The organism is Atopostipes suicloacalis DSM 15692 (genome assembly GCF_900129085.1).
In the GTDB taxonomy this organism is placed as follows: domain Bacteria; phylum Bacillota; class Bacilli; order Lactobacillales; family Carnobacteriaceae_A; genus Atopostipes; species Atopostipes suicloacalis.
In genome coordinates, this window is record NZ_FQUF01000009.1 from 42,887 (window position 1) to 60,159 (window position 17,273).

At 34.2% G+C, this 17,273-nt stretch carries 18 protein-coding genes; all 18 read right to left on the reverse strand.

Annotated features, from left to right (window positions below; all coding sequences use genetic code 11):
- Nucleotides 1-79: 79 nt before the first annotated feature.
- The gene (gene asnS, locus BUB96_RS03720; RefSeq protein WP_073296623.1) at nucleotides 80-1,375 is read right to left on the reverse strand and encodes an asparagine--tRNA ligase; all 1,296 of its coding nucleotides are present in this window, start codon (nucleotides 1,373-1,375) and stop codon (nucleotides 80-82) included.
- Nucleotides 1,376-1,414: 39 nt separating this feature from the next.
- A complete protein-coding gene (locus tag BUB96_RS03725) occupies nucleotides 1,415-1,888 on the reverse strand; it encodes a cell wall elongation regulator TseB-like domain-containing protein (RefSeq protein ID WP_073296714.1) in 474 nt (157 codons plus the stop codon).
- A 108-nt stretch (nucleotides 1,889-1,996) separates the two neighbouring features.
- A complete protein-coding gene (locus tag BUB96_RS03730) occupies nucleotides 1,997-4,795 on the reverse strand; it encodes a helicase C-terminal domain-containing protein (RefSeq protein ID WP_073296626.1) in 2,799 nt (932 codons plus the stop codon).
- Between the two features lie 27 nt (nucleotides 4,796-4,822).
- Nucleotides 4,823-6,067, reverse strand: a complete 1,245-nt coding sequence (locus BUB96_RS03735; protein ID WP_073296629.1) for a CCA tRNA nucleotidyltransferase — start codon at nucleotides 6,065-6,067, stop codon at nucleotides 4,823-4,825.
- A 14-nt stretch (nucleotides 6,068-6,081) separates the two neighbouring features.
- A complete protein-coding gene (locus tag BUB96_RS03740) occupies nucleotides 6,082-6,408 on the reverse strand; it encodes a nucleotide pyrophosphohydrolase (RefSeq protein WP_407639285.1) in 327 nt (108 codons plus the stop codon).
- A gap of 56 nt (nucleotides 6,409-6,464) precedes the next feature.
- The gene (locus tag BUB96_RS03745; protein ID WP_073296640.1) at nucleotides 6,465-7,028 is read right to left on the reverse strand and encodes a YpiB family protein; all 564 of its coding nucleotides are present in this window, start codon (nucleotides 7,026-7,028) and stop codon (nucleotides 6,465-6,467) included.
- Nucleotides 7,029-7,057: 29 nt separating this feature from the next.
- Nucleotides 7,058-8,320: a tetratricopeptide repeat protein gene (locus BUB96_RS03750; protein WP_073296717.1), complete on the reverse strand. Its 1,263-nt coding sequence runs from the start codon at nucleotides 8,318-8,320 to the stop codon at nucleotides 7,058-7,060.
- A 163-nt stretch (nucleotides 8,321-8,483) separates the two neighbouring features.
- Complete coding sequence (gene trmD / locus BUB96_RS03755) at nucleotides 8,484-9,215, reverse strand: tRNA (guanosine(37)-N1)-methyltransferase TrmD (RefSeq protein WP_073296643.1); 732 nt, start codon at nucleotides 9,213-9,215, stop codon at nucleotides 8,484-8,486.
- Nucleotides 9,205-9,729, reverse strand: a complete 525-nt coding sequence (gene rimM, locus BUB96_RS03760) for a ribosome maturation factor RimM (RefSeq protein ID WP_073296646.1) — start codon at nucleotides 9,727-9,729, stop codon at nucleotides 9,205-9,207. Before rimM ends, trmD begins: the two co-directional genes overlap by 11 nt.
- Nucleotides 9,730-9,851: 122 nt before the next feature.
- On the reverse strand, nucleotides 9,852-10,811 hold the full coding sequence (locus BUB96_RS03765) for a metal ABC transporter solute-binding protein, Zn/Mn family (RefSeq protein WP_200789027.1): 960 nt from the start codon (nucleotides 10,809-10,811) through the stop codon (nucleotides 9,852-9,854).
- A 22-nt stretch (nucleotides 10,812-10,833) separates the two neighbouring features.
- On the reverse strand, nucleotides 10,834-11,685 hold the full coding sequence (locus BUB96_RS03770; protein WP_073296651.1) for a metal ABC transporter permease: 852 nt from the start codon (nucleotides 11,683-11,685) through the stop codon (nucleotides 10,834-10,836).
- 2 nt (nucleotides 11,686-11,687) lie between these two features.
- The gene (locus tag BUB96_RS03775) at nucleotides 11,688-12,413 is read right to left on the reverse strand and encodes a metal ABC transporter ATP-binding protein (protein WP_073296655.1); all 726 of its coding nucleotides are present in this window, start codon (nucleotides 12,411-12,413) and stop codon (nucleotides 11,688-11,690) included.
- A gap of 243 nt (nucleotides 12,414-12,656) precedes the next feature.
- Entirely contained in the window at nucleotides 12,657-12,902 is a 246-nt protein-coding gene (locus BUB96_RS03780; protein ID WP_073296659.1) for a KH domain-containing protein, read from the reverse strand.
- A 69-nt stretch (nucleotides 12,903-12,971) separates the two neighbouring features.
- Nucleotides 12,972-13,256, reverse strand: coding sequence for a 30S ribosomal protein S16 (rpsP, locus tag BUB96_RS03785; RefSeq protein ID WP_073296662.1), 285 nt, complete (start codon nucleotides 13,254-13,256; stop codon nucleotides 12,972-12,974).
- Nucleotides 13,257-13,468: 212 nt separating this feature from the next.
- Nucleotides 13,469-14,911, reverse strand: a complete 1,443-nt coding sequence (gene ffh / locus BUB96_RS03790) for a signal recognition particle protein (RefSeq protein ID WP_073296665.1) — start codon at nucleotides 14,909-14,911, stop codon at nucleotides 13,469-13,471.
- Between the two features lie 5 nt (nucleotides 14,912-14,916).
- Nucleotides 14,917-15,267 (reverse strand): putative DNA-binding protein, encoded by a 351-nt coding sequence (locus tag BUB96_RS03795; protein WP_073296669.1) that lies wholly within the window; start codon nucleotides 15,265-15,267, stop codon nucleotides 14,917-14,919.
- Nucleotides 15,268-15,315: 48 nt separating this feature from the next.
- Nucleotides 15,316-16,320, reverse strand: a complete 1,005-nt coding sequence (ftsY, locus tag BUB96_RS03800; RefSeq protein ID WP_073296673.1) for a signal recognition particle-docking protein FtsY — start codon at nucleotides 16,318-16,320, stop codon at nucleotides 15,316-15,318.
- 105 nt (nucleotides 16,321-16,425) lie between these two features.
- Nucleotides 16,426-17,259 (reverse strand): Cof-type HAD-IIB family hydrolase, encoded by an 834-nt coding sequence (locus BUB96_RS03805; RefSeq protein WP_073296675.1) that lies wholly within the window; start codon nucleotides 17,257-17,259, stop codon nucleotides 16,426-16,428.
- Nucleotides 17,260-17,273: the final 14 nt, after the last annotated feature.

A 17,273-nucleotide genomic window follows, 5' to 3' on the forward strand; every position in this document is an offset into this window, starting at 1 on the left:
TAGTGTATCCGGCTCTTAATTTACAAAGACACCCTAGTAGATATAAGGTGTCTTTTAATTTTAAATTTATTTGGTTTTGTTATGGCGTTAATCGATTTAATAATCTTGGGAATGGAATAGATTCACGAATGTGTTTGGTTCCAGTAATCCAAGTGACCGCACGTTCTAAACCTAAACCAAATCCTGAAGTTGAAACCGAACCATAACGTCGTAAGTCTAAGTACCACTCATAATCTTTAACATCTAATCCAAAATCGATGATATTTTGTCGTAACGTTTCATAGTCTGACTCACGTTCAGATCCTCCAATAATTTCACCGTATCCTTCAGGTGCAATTAAATCAGCACATAATACAATGTCTTCTCGTTCTGGATGAGTTGGCATATAAAATGGTTTGATTTCTTTTGGATAATTTACGATAAAGACAGGTTGTTCGTATTGATTGGCGATAAATGTTTCTTCTGGAGAACCAAAGTCCACGCCCCATTCCACATCAAAATCATTCTTCTGTAACAATTCAACCGCTTCGTCATAAGAAATTCGTGGATAAGGTAATTTTGTGTATTTTTCTAATGTTTCGCGATCTCGATCTAAAACATCTAAAGCATAATCACAATGATCTAGGACACTTTGAACGAGATAAGAGACATATTCTTCTTGAATCTTTAAAGATTCCTCTTGATGCACAAAAGCCATTTCTGGTTCAACCATCCAAAACTCGGTTAAATGACGACGTGTTTTGGACTTTTCAGCTCGAAAAGTTGGCCCAAAAGTAAAGACATTTCCAAAAGCCATTGCTCCAGCTTCTGCGTGTAATTGTCCGGTTTGTGCTAAATAAGCATCTTCATCAAAATAATCAATATGGAATAAATCTGTAGTGTTTTCTCCAGCAACAGCTGTTAAAATAGGCGAATCAATATTGACAAATCCTTTATCATTAAAGAACTCATATGTTGCACGAATTAATTCATTTCTAACTAACATAATTGCATGTTGTTTAGAAGATCGTAGCCATAAATGACGGTGATCCATTAAAAAATCGGTTCCATGTTCTTTTGGTGTTATCGGATAATCCTCAGATGTTCCAAGGACTTCTATTCCGGTTACATGAATTTCATAACCAAATTTTGATCGTGTATCTTCTTGAATGGTCCCTGTAATTACAACAGAAGTTTCTTGGTTTAAATGAATCGCTTGATCAAATAATTCATCGCCCACTTCATTTTTTAAAACAACACCCTGAAAAAATGCTGAGCCATCTCTAAGTTCTAAGAAAGCAATTTTTCCACTTGAACGTTTATTTGCTACCCAACCTTTAATTTGCACTTCTTGATCAACGTAATGCTTTGAATCAATAATTGAAATTTGTTCCATTATTTGGTAACCCCTATCTTTTCATTTATTTAATGATACTTAAATATTTTTGATGGTTTGAATCCATTCCCCTGAAGTTAAGGAGAAAAAAGAATACCCTGTTTGGTCATTTTCGAGTTGAAAACTTACTTCCCATACCGGTTGGTCTTTATGCATACCAATTCTTGCTTCAAGGATTTTTTTAGGATTCTCTCGATTATCTGTTGCTACAATCACTTCATGTTTAGTTACAACCTCATCTTGGTTGAATACTTCAATGGCACCACCATCTTGCTGAACAACTACAATAATCGATGAACCTTCCCTATTTTTACCGGTAACCGTAAAGAAAGTTTCGTCTCCATTATACCAATAAAAATCTTCAGCTTCGGTTAAGTCTGCTCTTCTTTTAGCTAACTCAATCGTTTCAGCCCTCGCTTGTTTATAAGGTGACAAGGAATGAGTAATCAAACTACTAACACCTATAATAAAGAGTAGCATAGAGACTAAAGCTATCCCTAATTTTTTATTCATTTGGCCCATTCCTTTCATTTAAATTCAACTCATTCATTATAGCAAACTATTAAGCTAATTTAAATAACGGATCTTATGATTTTATCAATTGAACACGTTATTTAAGAGCTAATTTCCGAGAAATTTCTGAATCTCTTTTCCTAATTGTTCATTTGGATAGATCTCCATAGAAACACCTTTTGGTAGAGCATCAATAAACGATTTTGCATAACTAGCAGATATAATTCGGTCATCTAAAACCACCATAACCCCGTGATCTGTTTCATTCCGAATTAAGCGACCAAAAGCTTGTTTATATTTTAAAATTGCTTGTGGCAAAAGTTCTCCAATAAACGGATGAATTCCTTGCTGTTTTAAATAGCCAATTTTAGAACGATTTAAAGGCGTGTTAGGTGAAGGAAAAGGCAATCTAGTTAAAATAACAAGTTCTAATTCTTCATCCGGCAAATCAATTCCCTCAAAGAAACTATCCGCCCCCAAAATAACGGCCGGTTTATTGCGTTTAAAATTTTTCAAAATACGATTCCGCGTACCTGATATCGACTGAGCAAGAAATAAATAATCAAACAACTGCTTATCTTCAATAAGGATTGCATATACATCTTGCAAAACCTCTAAAGAACGAAAAAGGATAATCGTATTAACTTTTGTATCCATTAAAATTTCACGAATACTTTTAGCTAATTGTTTTGCATACTCAGTTTTTTGGGTTTCTTTTGGATGGATTCGCTGTTCGGGCACCATTAACTTCACTTGTTTACCATAATCAAAAGGACTTTCAAGCGGGTGAAATTGCATCGGCAAATTCTTTAATTGACCTGAAAAATATTGTTCCGAATCTTGAAAAGATAACGTGCTACTTGTAAACACTACTTTTGAATGAGTCGCTAGATAATCTACCAATGAATTACTCTCACCCCATTTTAAAACATGCAATTCAAAAGTGCGTGTTAAATCATCAGGTAAAAAACTTACCCAACGTAAAGCTTTGGGAGAATTTTTATCAAAGGTCAGCGTATGTTTTAAGCGATCATACCAGTCTTTAATATAGGTAGTTAAATTCCCTAACTCAATTAATAACAATTGATATTCAACCGATAATTTATCAAAAGACTCATAGGCTTTTTTTATAATTTTTTGGCTCGTTAGAATAAATTCTTCAGCATTATATAAAATATTTTTACGCCATTTTTTTTGTTTGAGTGTCAGGAAATCTAATTCATATTCATCTTCAATAAAATTAGAATCTTTCCTCTGCATTAAATCTTGCTGACTAAAATACAAAATAAGTTCTTCATACAAATTATTCCATGTTTCATGAAAGGCACTTGTTGTTCGTGCAAGAATTTGCATATCATATTTCTTAATAATATTTTGTTCACTCAAATAATAAATCAGCTTAAAAATTCCTGTTTCATTTGTTAAAGATCCCATTTTTTCTAAATGGGTCGTTATTTCCGTTCCTTTTAAAGAAATCGTATTACTTTGAGTAGCTACATCCGCAAAATGATGAGCCTCATCAATTATTAAATTTTCTATGTTCGAAAGAACAGGTTCTTTATTTTTCCAATCATAGGCTAAGAAGTGATGATTCGTAATAATAATTTCACTGTCTTTGCTGGTTGCTTTAATCCGCTCATAGAAATCGTAATCCTTCCAATAATCGTCTGTATATTGATTCTTCGTGGCACGTATATCATGCCAAAAAGATAGATCTAAATGACTTCCAGCATTTATTTCAGACAAATCGCCAGTCGTTGTTTCCGTTAACCACACTAAAATACGCATGGACAGATACGCTTCAGAGTCCTCTGCTGTAATTTGTTTTAGCCAACGTTCAAAAACACTTAAGGATAAATAATGTTCACTACTTTTAACTAGAGTTGTTTTTATTTTCCGATGGAGCATCTTTTCTAAAACAGGAAGCGTCTCATCGATTAACTGATTTTGTAATACTGTAGTATATGTACTAATAACTATTGGTTTTTTTGGAGTCGCTATGAAAGCTGCTGGAAATAAATAACCCAAAGACTTTCCAACTCCTGGTGGGACCTCAATCGCTAATTTTTCAAGAGATAAATCAGCATTTAAATAATTATAAATTAGGTCCATCATCTCCGCTTGGACTTCACGAAAAGAATAATCAGAAGGCAGATACTTTTCCTTTTCTTCTTTTGAAAATGGATAGCTAGTTTTTTCTGATTGGGTCTCATGAACAGTCAAATGTTCAGGATTTTTCATCGCAAGTTGATTCACTACAACTAAATCCTCTGCCAATGGAGCTTTAAAATTTCTGGCATAGCTTAAAGCTTCCCTAAAGAATAAAAAAGTCTCATGGGTCGTACTGGAAGAAAGTTTTTCTAGTTTTTCCAAGGTCACTAGAGGAAGCTTCGTTACTTTTTTAAAGAGTTCTTTAAAAACATAAACTGTCGCTTTTGCGTCAGCTAAAGCATTATGAGCATTCAGTAGATCGTACCCTAATGACGAAGCAATATCTTCCAATTGAAAACTATCCAAAGTTGGATAAATGATTTGCGTTAACTCAACGGTATCAATGGCAGGGATATCAAGCATTAGAAAATCATGAAGTCGTAATTGTTCATTTAAAAAACGAAAATCAAACCCTACATTATGGGCGACAAAAACGGTATCCTCCAGTAAACGGATGATGATAGGCGCAACTTCTTCAAAATAAGGCGCTCTTCTAACCTCTTTATTTGAAATACCTGTTAGTTGTTTAATATTATAGGGAATATTTCTCCCTGGATTTACATAAGTTTCAAAGGTATGAATTACTTCGCCATTTTGTAGCAAAACACAAGCAAACTGAATAATTCGCTCATCAGCCCCTACACTTCCGCCAGTCGCTTCTATATCTACAATTGCGTATATTTGTTCAGGTCGCAAAACATTTACACCTCATTTCCATTCCGATTACTCTGTATCTTTTATATAAGGAATTTTATTTTCTGTATCTAACCATTGTAAGATGGCTTCTTTTTCATTTTGTACGTCTCCGTTTACAACTGCTTTTAGTGCTGTATCTAAAGCTTCACTCATCCATTTTCCAGGCTTTTTTGTCGTTTTTTTCATTAGATCATAACCAGTAAGTGCTAATTCTTCTTTCTTATGAATAGGTAAATTCTCATAAATATGATTAACTTGGTCGTGTTTTGGAACCTGGTCTAAATGAGCCAATAGTGATTCAACATCTAAAGCCGCCTCAATTCCTAAATTGAAAATTTCCCAAGTGTTTAATTCTTGATTCTCAGCTCGCTTTTTCAGACCTTGATAGAGAGTTAATGTATTTTGGATCATCTTGTTCGATAACTTCCATTTTTTCAAAAAATGGATAGGACTGAATACTTGATTCGATGAATAACGATCTATGTTATACAGTAAAAAGGCCCAGGCTGATTCCGCATTTTCAAAGGAAATTTGATCAGAAATTAATGAATAAAGAGCTTCTTTTTTATCCTCTAATTCAGGGCAGTACTTAAAAAGTTGAGAATCAATCATAGCCTGTAAACCTTTTGAGCGCCATGAACTAATTAATAATTTCTCAAATTCTATTTGAATACGTTCAACTGCAATATTTTGCAGTAAGGAAGCATTCTCTGCTATTGAAATTTGGGTTTCTTCTTCGATTTCAAAATTTAGTTGTGCCGCAAAACGCACTGCGCGCATCATACGTAAAGCATCCTCTTGAAATCTTTCATGAGGATTTCCAACAGCTCGTATAATCCCTGCCTTTAAATCTTTCATTCCTTGATACGGGTCAAAAATATGCCCTTTTGTGTCAACCGCAATGGCGTTCATTGTAAAGTCTCTTCTTCGAAGATCTTCTCTTAATGATCGCACAAAAGTAACCGAATCTGGACGTCTAAAATCTTTATACGTAGATTCGGTTCGAAAGGTTGTAATTTCATAACTCTCATTATTGTATAAGACAAGCACTGTTCCGTGCTCTATGCCCACATCTACTGTTCTATTAAAAATTTTCTTTACTTCATAAGGAAGTGCACTAGTAGCAATGTCTACATCATTTACTTCATGATTCAATAAATGATCTCGAACACTTCCTCCTACAAAATAAGCTTCAAAACCTGCATCTATTATTTTTTCAAGAATAGGTACAGTTTCTTCAAATATTCCATCAATCACTAATTTATTTTTCATTTAAATACAACCTTTTATTCAGAAGTTTCTTCGTCAACTCGTTCAAAACGATATTTATCTCGTGTTTCAAATTTACGCATGGTTTGTTCAAATGCTTCGGTTAAATCAATATCTAAAGAATTAGCCATTGTAATTATAATAAATAAAACGTCTGCTAGTTCTTCTTCTATTTCTTTTTCGTCTTCCGAACTTTTCTTTTGTTTTTCTCCATAATAGTGATTAATTTCTCGAGCAAGTTCTCCAACTTCTTCCGTCACTCGAGCCATCATAGCCAATGGTGAGAAATAACCGACTTTAAACTGACGAATATAATCATCAACGACTTGTTGCATTTCTTCCATTTCCACAAGCATAACCCTTTCATTTGTTTTTCTGTTAAGTGTAAAATGAATCAAAATTATACAATTGATTGGTCAATTTTACGCTCTATATCTTTTAAGACTTTCGTAAGATCTGCAAAACTATCTTTTTGCCCTTCAATTAAACTTTCATCAATTTTATTTAGCAGTTCATGACGAGCAATCAATAATGTTTCATAGGTTAATGCCTCATCCATTTGTTCCATAGTTTCTTTTGGAATGTTATCATTCCAACGAGCATATGGATTATCTTCTAGAACGGCTAGGTATTCGGGTGTTTGCCATGCATTTTCAAAGTCAATTTCAAGATATAATTTGGAGCTCCAATTTAATCGTATTTCATGAAAGGCCTGCATAGCATCTTTAAATGTGTGACCATTTTTATAGAACCGAAAAGTTGGATGGTGGTTATCTTTGGCTGACATGTAAATTCCTCGCGGAGATTGATCGACAGATTCTACAAAGTATGTTTTTTCTAACATAATATCATGGTTATATAAATAATCTAAGATCCAAAGTGATTCTCGACGGTTCAATGTATGTCTTTTCGTAAACCATTTCAAAAAATGTTTCTTTTTTTCATTAGTAATGGATGTATTCATGTTCTCACCTCTCACCCATCAAGGCATTATTAATATAGATAATCTTCCTTCAAAGATGCGATCTCTTCGTCATATTCAGGATTTATACTGGTATATCTCTCTAATACTTCATGCATTTTCTCTCTTTGACCATCTTCGCGTAGGAAAAAGGCATAGTCCTTTAAAAAGTCTAAATGATCATTTAATTCATTGTAGGCTTGATCGAAGTAATCTCGAGCCTGATCATATTCATCGAGTTCATTGTTTGTAGTCGCTAATAACCATAATGCTTCTGGTAATGATCGAACAGATTCAGGAGCTTTTTCAAATAATTCAATTATTTCTTCATACTGATCGAGATGATTTAAAAATTCAGCATATCTTAATAAAATTCGCTCATTTTCAGGTTCAATATCTAAAGCTTCATGATAAAAGTTACTTGCTTTTTCATTAATATTGAGTTTTCCAGCGTATTCTGCTGCTTTTAAATACAACTCAATATTCATCTCATTCACTGTAAGTCCTTCTTCAATCGTTTGTAGGGATTGTTCTAAGTCGTTGAGTTGTTGATAAGCTTCAGCTAAAAGGATATAGACCGAAATTAAACTAGGATCCATTTCTTTTGCCTGCTTTAGTGTATCAATTGCTTGATAGAATTCTTCTTTTTGAATATACGCAAATCCTAATTGATAATAGACTTCGGGATCATCTTTGAACGATAAAGCTTCGTTTAAATTCTCAATGGCTTTTTCATAATTACCTAACATGAGATAAGCATTTCCTAAACGAGCATTAATTAACGTTCCTGCTATTTCCTCAAGACCTTCTTCTATTAAGAACTCATAATAATTTACGGCCAATTGATATTCTGCTATTGTGAAATAAACCTCAGCAAGCGCAAATTTAATTACGGGCTCTTGCGGGATTAATTCTTCAGCTTCTTCTAATTTTTGAATACTTACTTCAGGTAGGCCATTTAGATGATAGTAATCAGCTTGTACGAGTAGAGATTGTGTATAAGATGAGCTGGTATTCTCAATGGAATGTAATAACTCAAGAGCTTCTAACTCATTTCCCTCTTCAATTTCTATTTCAGCTAAGTAAATTTTCAACTCATCATCTTGCGGATTAATATCAATTAAGTGATTGTAAACTTTCTTTGTCTCTTCTAAAAAGCCAAGTTGGTATAAAGAATTTCCAAGTAGATATAACGTTTCTTCATCATCTTCATCCAATGCTAGTTGAATCCATTCATCGACTTCTTCTAAATTTCCAGATTGAATCGCTTGAATTACTTTTTCTGAATTTGTCATATACTTACCTTCCATTTTTCCATTTGTATTAATCATATTTTAACACATGTTTTATCTTTTTTCATTGGTTTAAAACAACTGCCAATATAGCCTTAGAAAGTCTTCCCAAAATTAAAACACCTCTAATTTTGAAAACAGAGGTGTTTTAACTCATTTTTCAGCTTTATTCCGCTGAAAATTCATCTAACCATTCTTGTTCTTTTGTTGTTAATTCCATTTCGTCAATTAAATCAGGACGACGTTGTAAAGTTCTTCGAAGGGATTCTTTATGGCGCCATTCTTTAATGTTTCCATGATGGCCGCTTGTCAGTACAGCAGGTACTTCCATTCCTTTATAAACAGCTGGGCGAGTATAGTGCGGATGTTCAAGTAATCCTGTTGAATGTGAATCTTCAACGACAGAAGCTTCATTTCCTACAACCCCTGGTAGCAAACGTACGGTAGCATCTATCATAACCATTGCAGCTAATTCACCACCGGTTAAAACATAATCGCCCAAGGATACTTCATCTGTTACCAGTGTTCGAATACGTTCATCATACCCTTCATAATGCCCACATATAAAAACGAGATGCTCTTCTTTTGAAAAATCTTCTGCCATCGCTTGATTGAAAGGTTTACCGGCTGGATCCATCAAGATAATTCTTTTTTTACTAGCAGAAGTTTGTTTATCAATCTCATCAATCGCTTCAAAGATAGGCTCCGGTTTTAATAACATCCCTGCTCCCCCACCATAAGGAGTGTCATCCACCATTTGATGCTTTCCTACTCCATACTGCCGAAAATTTATGGGTTGAATCTCCACTTGTCCGCCATCAATGGCACGTTTAACCATTGAATAATTAAACGGACTTTCAAACATTTCAGGAAAGAGCGTTAAAATATCAATCTTCATCACTATCTAACCCCTCTAAAACACGAACCATAATCTCTTTGTTTTGGGTATCTACCTTTAAGATAACCGATTCAATAAAAGGCAATAAAAGATCCTTTTTACCCGGACGTTTAACAACCCAAACATCATTAGCAGGCATAAATAAGATTTCTTTCAGACGTCCAATTTCATTTTTTTGTTCATCAAATACCTTTGAGTCAATAATGTCATTTTCATAATAAACGCCTTCTTCTAATTCAGGAAGTAGTTCTTCATCGATTTGGAGCATTTTATTTTTAAATTTTTCAACATCATTGATTGAAGTAAATTCTTCAAACATTAAAAGATCAAAATTTTTATGCACGCGATGTGATCTCACGGTTACTGGGAATTGCTCATTTTTATTCATTTCAATGACCAATTTTGAGCCTGCTTGATAGCGTTCTTCTGGATGTTCTGTAATGGATTGAACACGAACCTCACCTTTAATGCCATGTGTATTGACAATTTTACCTACATTTAAATAAGTCGTCATATTTTTCTCCTATTTTGTAAAATATATTTATGAAACATTTCTTCTTGTGTAATCTATTATACAAAAAAGATCTACACAATTCAGTGAATTCTGTAGATCTTTTATAAAAGTCCTTTTTAACGTTACTTCGTTAGACCATTAAAGATAACATCTAAATTGTATTCCAAAAAATCAGTATATGAATCGCCTTCTTCACCAGGCTTACCAATCTCATCAGAGAAAATTGGACGTTCATAAATTTCAACGCCTGTTTCTGTCGATACGGTTTGCATTGGTCTTCTATCTACATTCGATTCAACAAATAAGACGTTCGGTTGGTTTTCATTGACAAATTCAACAGCATTTCTTATTTGCTCCGGTGTTCCATTTTCATCTGTATCTATTGCCCAAATGTATCCTTCTTTTAATCCATATTCAGCAGTCATGTACTGAAAGGCTTGCTCACTTGCAATAAAGGCACGATCTTCTTCAGGAATACTATCTATTTTTTCAGTGTAGTCTGCATCAATCTTTTCTAGATGTTCTAAATATTCTTTGGCTTGCTGTTCAAAGTATTCTTCATTTTCTGGCATCGCTTGAATAAGAGCCTTACGGATATTTTCAGTCATTTGTATTCCAACTTTAGGAGATATATAAGCATGAGGGTTAACTTCTTGCTTTCCTTCTTCATCCGCTAGATACATTGGTTCAACACCTTCAGAAGCTTCGAATATATTTTCTTCGGCTTGTCCAACAGAATTTATTAATCTAAAGAACCAACCTTTTTCTCCACCTTCAAGATTTAATCCATTGTAAAATAATAAATCTGCATCTGTTGCAGCTTTAATATCTTCAGGGAGTGGTTCATAATCATGAGGATCAGTACCAATTGGAACGAGGTTATGCACTTGAACATAATCTCCCCCAATTTTCTCAACCATATCGCTCAAAATAGAAAAACTACTGATAACATGCAGGGTATCTTCGCCATCATTGTTACTTTCCTCAGGTGTATCTGTTCCATTTCCGCAAGCGACAAGAAATATTGCCATTAAAGCAAATGTGAGGTTTTTTAAAATACTTTTCATTTTTATATTTTTCATTAATAAAATCTCCTTTTTCCAATTAATTATTATTATTATAATTTAACTTTTGCCACACTAGCCCCTGTTTGGGAGAAAATAATAAAGCCATCACAAACATCACAGCGGCTACGATTACAATAACAGCACCAGATGGAAGGTTATATGAAAAGCTAAAGTATAAACCTACAGTTGCTGAAATTGCTCCTAATAAAGCACTAATTCCAATCATTTTAGTTAAGCTACTTGTTAGTAAATAAGCTGTAGAAGCTGGGGTAATTAACAAAGCCACAACCAATATAACACCGACTGTTTGTAAAGAGGCAACAGAAACTAAGGTTAATAAAATCATAATCCCATAATTAATTTTATCTACGGGTAGTCCATATGCTCTTGCCATGGTAGGATCAAAGGTTGTAATGAATAATTCTTTGTAAAATAGAAAAACTACTAAAATAACAAGGAGACCAACAGCCATCGTAATATATCGGTCCGAGTTACTTACCGTTAAAATATTTCCGAATAAAATTGATGTTAAATCAATAGCACTCTGAGCTTTCCCCATTAAAATAACACCCAATGCAAAGAAAGCAGAAAAGACTATACCAATCGCCGAATCAGATTTTATACGGCTTTTTTGATCGACATAATTAATACCTAGAGCAGTTAATAAACCAGAAACAACAGCTCCATAAAAGAAATTAATACCTAGCATATAAGAAATTGCTACTCCAGGGAGTACCGCGTGAGAGATTGCATCTCCCATTAAAGACATTCCTTTTAATGTGATAAAACTACCGATGACTCCACAGGTCACCCCTACAATAATTGCAGTAATTAATGCGTTTTGTAAGAAACCATAATTCATTAAATCACTTATAAATTGTCCAAACATCTTTAATTACCTCCTATATCTGTGAAGGCACCTTCGCCAAATACCTTAGCAAGGTTATCATGCGTCATAACTTCATCGACTTCGCCGCTTGCAACTAAACGTTTGTTTAGTAAAATTAGTCCGTCAAAATACTTACCAACTTTTGTTAAGTCATGGTGAACAATTAAAATTGTTTTTCCTTGATCACGCAACTTAAACAGTTGGTCCATAATAATTCCTTCACTCTTAATATCAATTCCCACAAAGGGTTCGTCTAGGAATATTAAAACAGCATCCTGAGCAAGCGTTCTTGCGAGTAATACGCGTTGAAACTGACCACCAGATAGTTCACTAATTTGGCGATTCGCAAATTCTTCCATACCAACTCGCTTTAAAGCATCCATAGAAATTTCTTTCTCTTGTTTCCCTGGTCGTTTAAACCATCCTAATTTAGGAAAAGTCCCTAATAGCACACATTGTAAAACAGTAATCGGGAAGTCCATATCTAAGTTTCCTTTTTGTTCCACATAAGCAATTCGTTGTTGAATTTTTTCGATTGGTTCTCCCTCAAAGGCTACACTTCCTGAGCGATTAACCATCCCTAACGCACCTTTTAATAAGGTCGATTTTCCTGCTCCATTTGGTCCAATAACGCCCACTAGTTTTCCAGATGGAATAGAAACCGTGACATCCTCTAATGCTTTTACGTTATTTGGATAAGTTACGGAGAGATTTTTAATTTCTAGCATGTATTCTTTCATCTCCTATTTCTAAAAACAATTTTTATTTGAATCAATTTAAATTGTAAGATTTATTGTTTTTAGTATAGGCTAAACTTTTAATGAAGTCAAACTAAAAATACTATTATATTAGCTTTTAGATATTTGAAATTTTATACAGATCTTACTTAGTTTTTTAAAGGTAAATAAAAAAATAGCTTTCTAAGATATCTAATAAAAGATATTTCAGAAAGCTATTATTACGGACGAGCTTTAGTCGACAATTGTTAAACGAACACGTTTTGGTCCATCATATTGAACACTATAAACAATTGAACGAATTGCTTTTGCAATACGTCCGCGTTTACCGATCACACGTCCTACATCATCTGGATTCACAGATAATAAATATTCATGGAAATCATCTGTTTCTTGAAGTTCTAATTTTAGATCTTCAGGATGACTAAGAAGTGCTGTGACAATAGTCGTAATTAAATTTCTCATTTCTTGGTCTGTCATGTTCTCATCCTTATACTTTGAAAAAGAATGATTATATTGTCATCCTTTTTCAATTATTCATAAATAAAATTACTTATTTTTTCTATTTTCTAATTTTTCGTTGTGGTATTGTTCCATTAATCCACGATCAGAGAATAATTTACGAACGGTATCAGATGGTTTTGCACCTTCATGCATCCATTTTAAAGCAAGTTCATTATCAATTTCAACTTCTTTTGGTTCTGCGATTGGATTGTAAGTTCCAATTGATTCAATAATACGTCCTGAAATAGGTGCACGAGAATCTGCTACAACTACACGGTAAAATGGACGTTTTTTAGATCCCATTCTTTTTAAACGAATTTTTACTGCCATTTATATTTCCTCCTAATATTTATTCAATAGTTAAAAATTTTAACTATTATAGGGAGTTCAGAATTTTCTGTTAAGTATATTTACTTGACTTGTTCTAACTCACGAAAACTATAATAACATGGATCAATAAACATGTAAAGCTTTTTTTCTTTACACTAAAGAAAAATGCAATAAAAAAGAGTATCTGCAAATTGAGATACTCTTTTAGACTCTTATTTTCTGCGCTTAATCTTTTTACGTTTTTTACGGTTTCTATTTGATTTTGGAGCTCCTCCACCAAGTCCTTGGAGTGGATTTCCGCCACCACCAAAGCCTTTCTTACCGCCAAACATTTGTCCCAATCCTTTAGGCATTTTACCACCGGACATACCCGCCATCATTTCACGAGATTGCTTAAATTGTTTAATTAAACGGTTCACTTCATTTAAAGAGCGTGCTGAACCTTCTGCCACCCGACGACGACGACTCTGATTCAATAAGTCTGGGTCTTCTCGTTCAGCAGGAGTCATGGACATAACAATTGCTTTCATATAGTCTAACTCTTTTTCATCCATTTCAAACTCATCCATGCCTGGAATATTTCCGACCCCTGGAATCATCTTTAATAAATCCTCTAAAGGACCCATATTGCGCATCTGATCCATTTGCTCAATGAAGTCATTAAAATCATAACGATTTTCTGCCATTTTTTGAGCAAGCTCTTCAGCTCTTTTTTCATCCACTTCTTCTTGAGCACGCTCAATTAAAGTAAGCAAGTCCCCCATACCCAAAATACGGTTGGCCATTCGATCAGGATAAAACGGTTCTAAAGCATCTAGTTTTTCCCCTGTACCCGTAAATTTAATTGGTTTACCTGTAACTTTTCGAATAGATAAAGCTGCACCACCACGTGTGTCACCATCTAGCTTCGTTAAAATTACACTTGAAATATCTAATTGGTCGTTGAATGAATCTGCTACGTTTACTGCGTCCTGTCCAGTCATAGCATCTACGACTAAGAAAATTTCTTCAGGATCTACTGCGGTTTTGATTTCTTTTAATTCGGTCATTAAGACTTCATCAATATGCAAACGTCCAGCCGTATCAATAATTACTAAATCACGATTTTGCGCTTTAGCTTCTTCTAAACCTTTTTTCGCAATTTCTACCGGACTGACTTGGTCTCCCATAGAAAAGACAGGAATATTTAACTGTTCACCAATCGTTTGTAGCTGGTCAATTGCTGCAGGACGATAAATATCTGCTGCAATCAACATAGGTTTCATATTCTTACTTTTTCTTAAAAAGTTTGCAAGCTTACCAGCAGTTGTCGTTTTACCGGCACCTTGTAAACCTGTCATCATATAAACAGTCGGTGGAATATAAGAAGTAACTACTTCCGCTTGTTCTCCACCCATCAATTCAGATAGCTCATCGTAAACAATTTTTACAACTTGCTGTCCTCCATTAAGACTTTCAAGTACCTCTTCTCCGATTGCTTTCTCTCGAACACTATTAACAAATTCTCTTACTACTTTATAGTTTACGTCCGCTTCTAATAGTGCTAAACGGACTTGACGCATGGCGTCTTGGACATCTTGCTCTGAAACTTTTCCTTTTTTACGTAAAGATGAAAAAGCATCTTGCAACCGCCCAGTCAAACCTTCAAAGGCCATTCGAGTTAGTTCTCCTCTCTGATTGAATCTTGAATTACATCATTAATGAGCTTATTTAATTGCTCATCTTCTTTATAATTTTCTTCAAGATATTCTTTTATATTCTTTAATATTTCACTTCGATGTTCGAACTCTTTCACTAAGTGAAGTTTCTTTTCATAGTCCAATAATGTATCTTCTGTTCGTTTAAGGCTATCATAAATTGCTTGTCTACTTACTCCATAATTATCAGCAATTTCAGCCAATGTATAATCTTCTTCATAATAATCTGACATGTAATCTTTTTGCTTAGAAGTTAATAATTCACCATAAAAAGAAAACAATTGGTTCATTTTTAACGTTTTTTCTAATTCCATTTTTAACCCTATTTCTCTTTTTAGTATGATTTAAATGAAACTTTATTTTTAACTCACTAAATCTTTAAATAAACCATAGGCAAATTTTTCTGAACTAAATTCATGAAGATCATTCATTGACTCTCCAAGTCCTACAAATTTAACCGGAATATTTAGCTCTTTACCAATTGCAAAAACAATCCCACCTTTTGCGGTTCCATCCATCTTTGTCAAGGCTATCCCAGTAATATTCGTAACTTCCTGGAATTGTTTGGCTTGATTTAAAGCGTTTTGTCCTGTTGTTGCGTCTAAGACGAGTAACGTTTCGTGTGGTGCATCTGGAATTTCTCGTTCAATCACACGATTCATCTTTGCCAGTTCATCCATTAAGTTTTTCTTGTTTTGTAAACGTCCAGCTGTATCTACAAGAAGGTAGTCTATCTTTTTTTCCTCTGCTTGTTTCAAAGCATCAAAAACGACTGCAGAAGGATCTCCTCCTTGCTCCGTTGAAACAACTTCAGCTCCCACTCTGTCTCCCCAAACTTCAAGCTGTTGGATGGCTCCTGCTCGGAAGGTATCCCCTGCTGCAAGCATAACGGAGTTGCCTTCTTCAATCAGTTGATGAGCTAATTTTGCTATGGTTGTTGTTTTTCCCACACCATTTACCCCAACAAACAAAAGTACGGTTAAGCCTTTTGGATTTTTGTTAAATTCAATATAGTTAGGATTTGTTTCTTCATACATCTCAATCATTGTTCTAACCAAAACGCGTTCAGCATCTTCTACCGTTCGAATATTTTCAACTTTAGCTTCATACCGCATTTTATCAGAAATTTCCATAGTAGCTTCAAAACCAACATCCGATTCAATGAGAAGATCTTCTAATTCTTCAAAAAACTCTTCATCTTCATAACGGAAATTTGCCATCATTTCTTTGAAACGACGGGTAAATGATTTACGGGATTTTTCCAATCCTTCTTCATAAGTCGATAATTCTTGTTGTTCTACTTTATTTTCTTCTTGTTGTTCTTCTTCACCAGTGAAGACTGATTTAATTCGGTCAAATAAACTCAATCTGGTCAGCCTCTTTTCTATACTTTTATACTAAACTCTACTAAATTGTACCATAGATCTGTTTCATTTTAAATTAAGGGTTGTGCTATTTAATGAGAGAATCGATTAATCTTTTAGTACAAATTTATCAAGAGCGCGCGCTACCCCATGCTCATCATTTGATTGGGTGATAAAATCAGCAGCTTCTTTTACTCGATTGATTGCATTATCCATGGCCACTCCTAAACCAGCATTTTCAACCAAGGACAAATCATTTTCTTGATCACCGATTCCCATAATTTGTTCTTTTTCTAGACCTAATATTTCTCCTAATATCCACATCGCAAAGCCTTTATCTACATGTTTAGGCAAGACTTCTAAAATAAAGGGTTGTGATTTATAAATATTATATTTCTCATGATAGTGAGCTGGAATTTTTGGAATAATAGCATCTAATTCATCAGACGGTCTAGAAATGACAATTTTGTTAATGGTAAACGGATCAGGTAAATGATCTATATCTATTTCTTTAAGCTGAAGAGCGTTTTGTTTAGGCACATAACGGTTTGTTGATGTGTAATGCGATTCTACTCCAACCGGATAAGGTGGTTCATAAATGTAGTCTAAATCAATAAAATTCACAGGCATATTTAACTGTTGCGCCATCTCAAAAATATCTAAACATTGTGCCCGATTAAAAGTTATTTCATTAATGACTTCACCACTTTTGGTTCTTTGTATAAGTCCTCCATTGTAAGTAATCGCAATATCTTCATCATCTAATAAATCTGCTTCCTCTAGTAAATGTTGCATAGAACGTAAGGGACGTCCTGTACACAAGACGATATGAACGCCTTGTTCTTTTGCTTTTTTAATCGCTAAGCGATTTTCTTCGGACAAAGTTCGATCCGAATTTAGTAAAGTCCCATCTAAGTCTATTGCCACTAACTTTATACCCATTCATTTATCTCCTC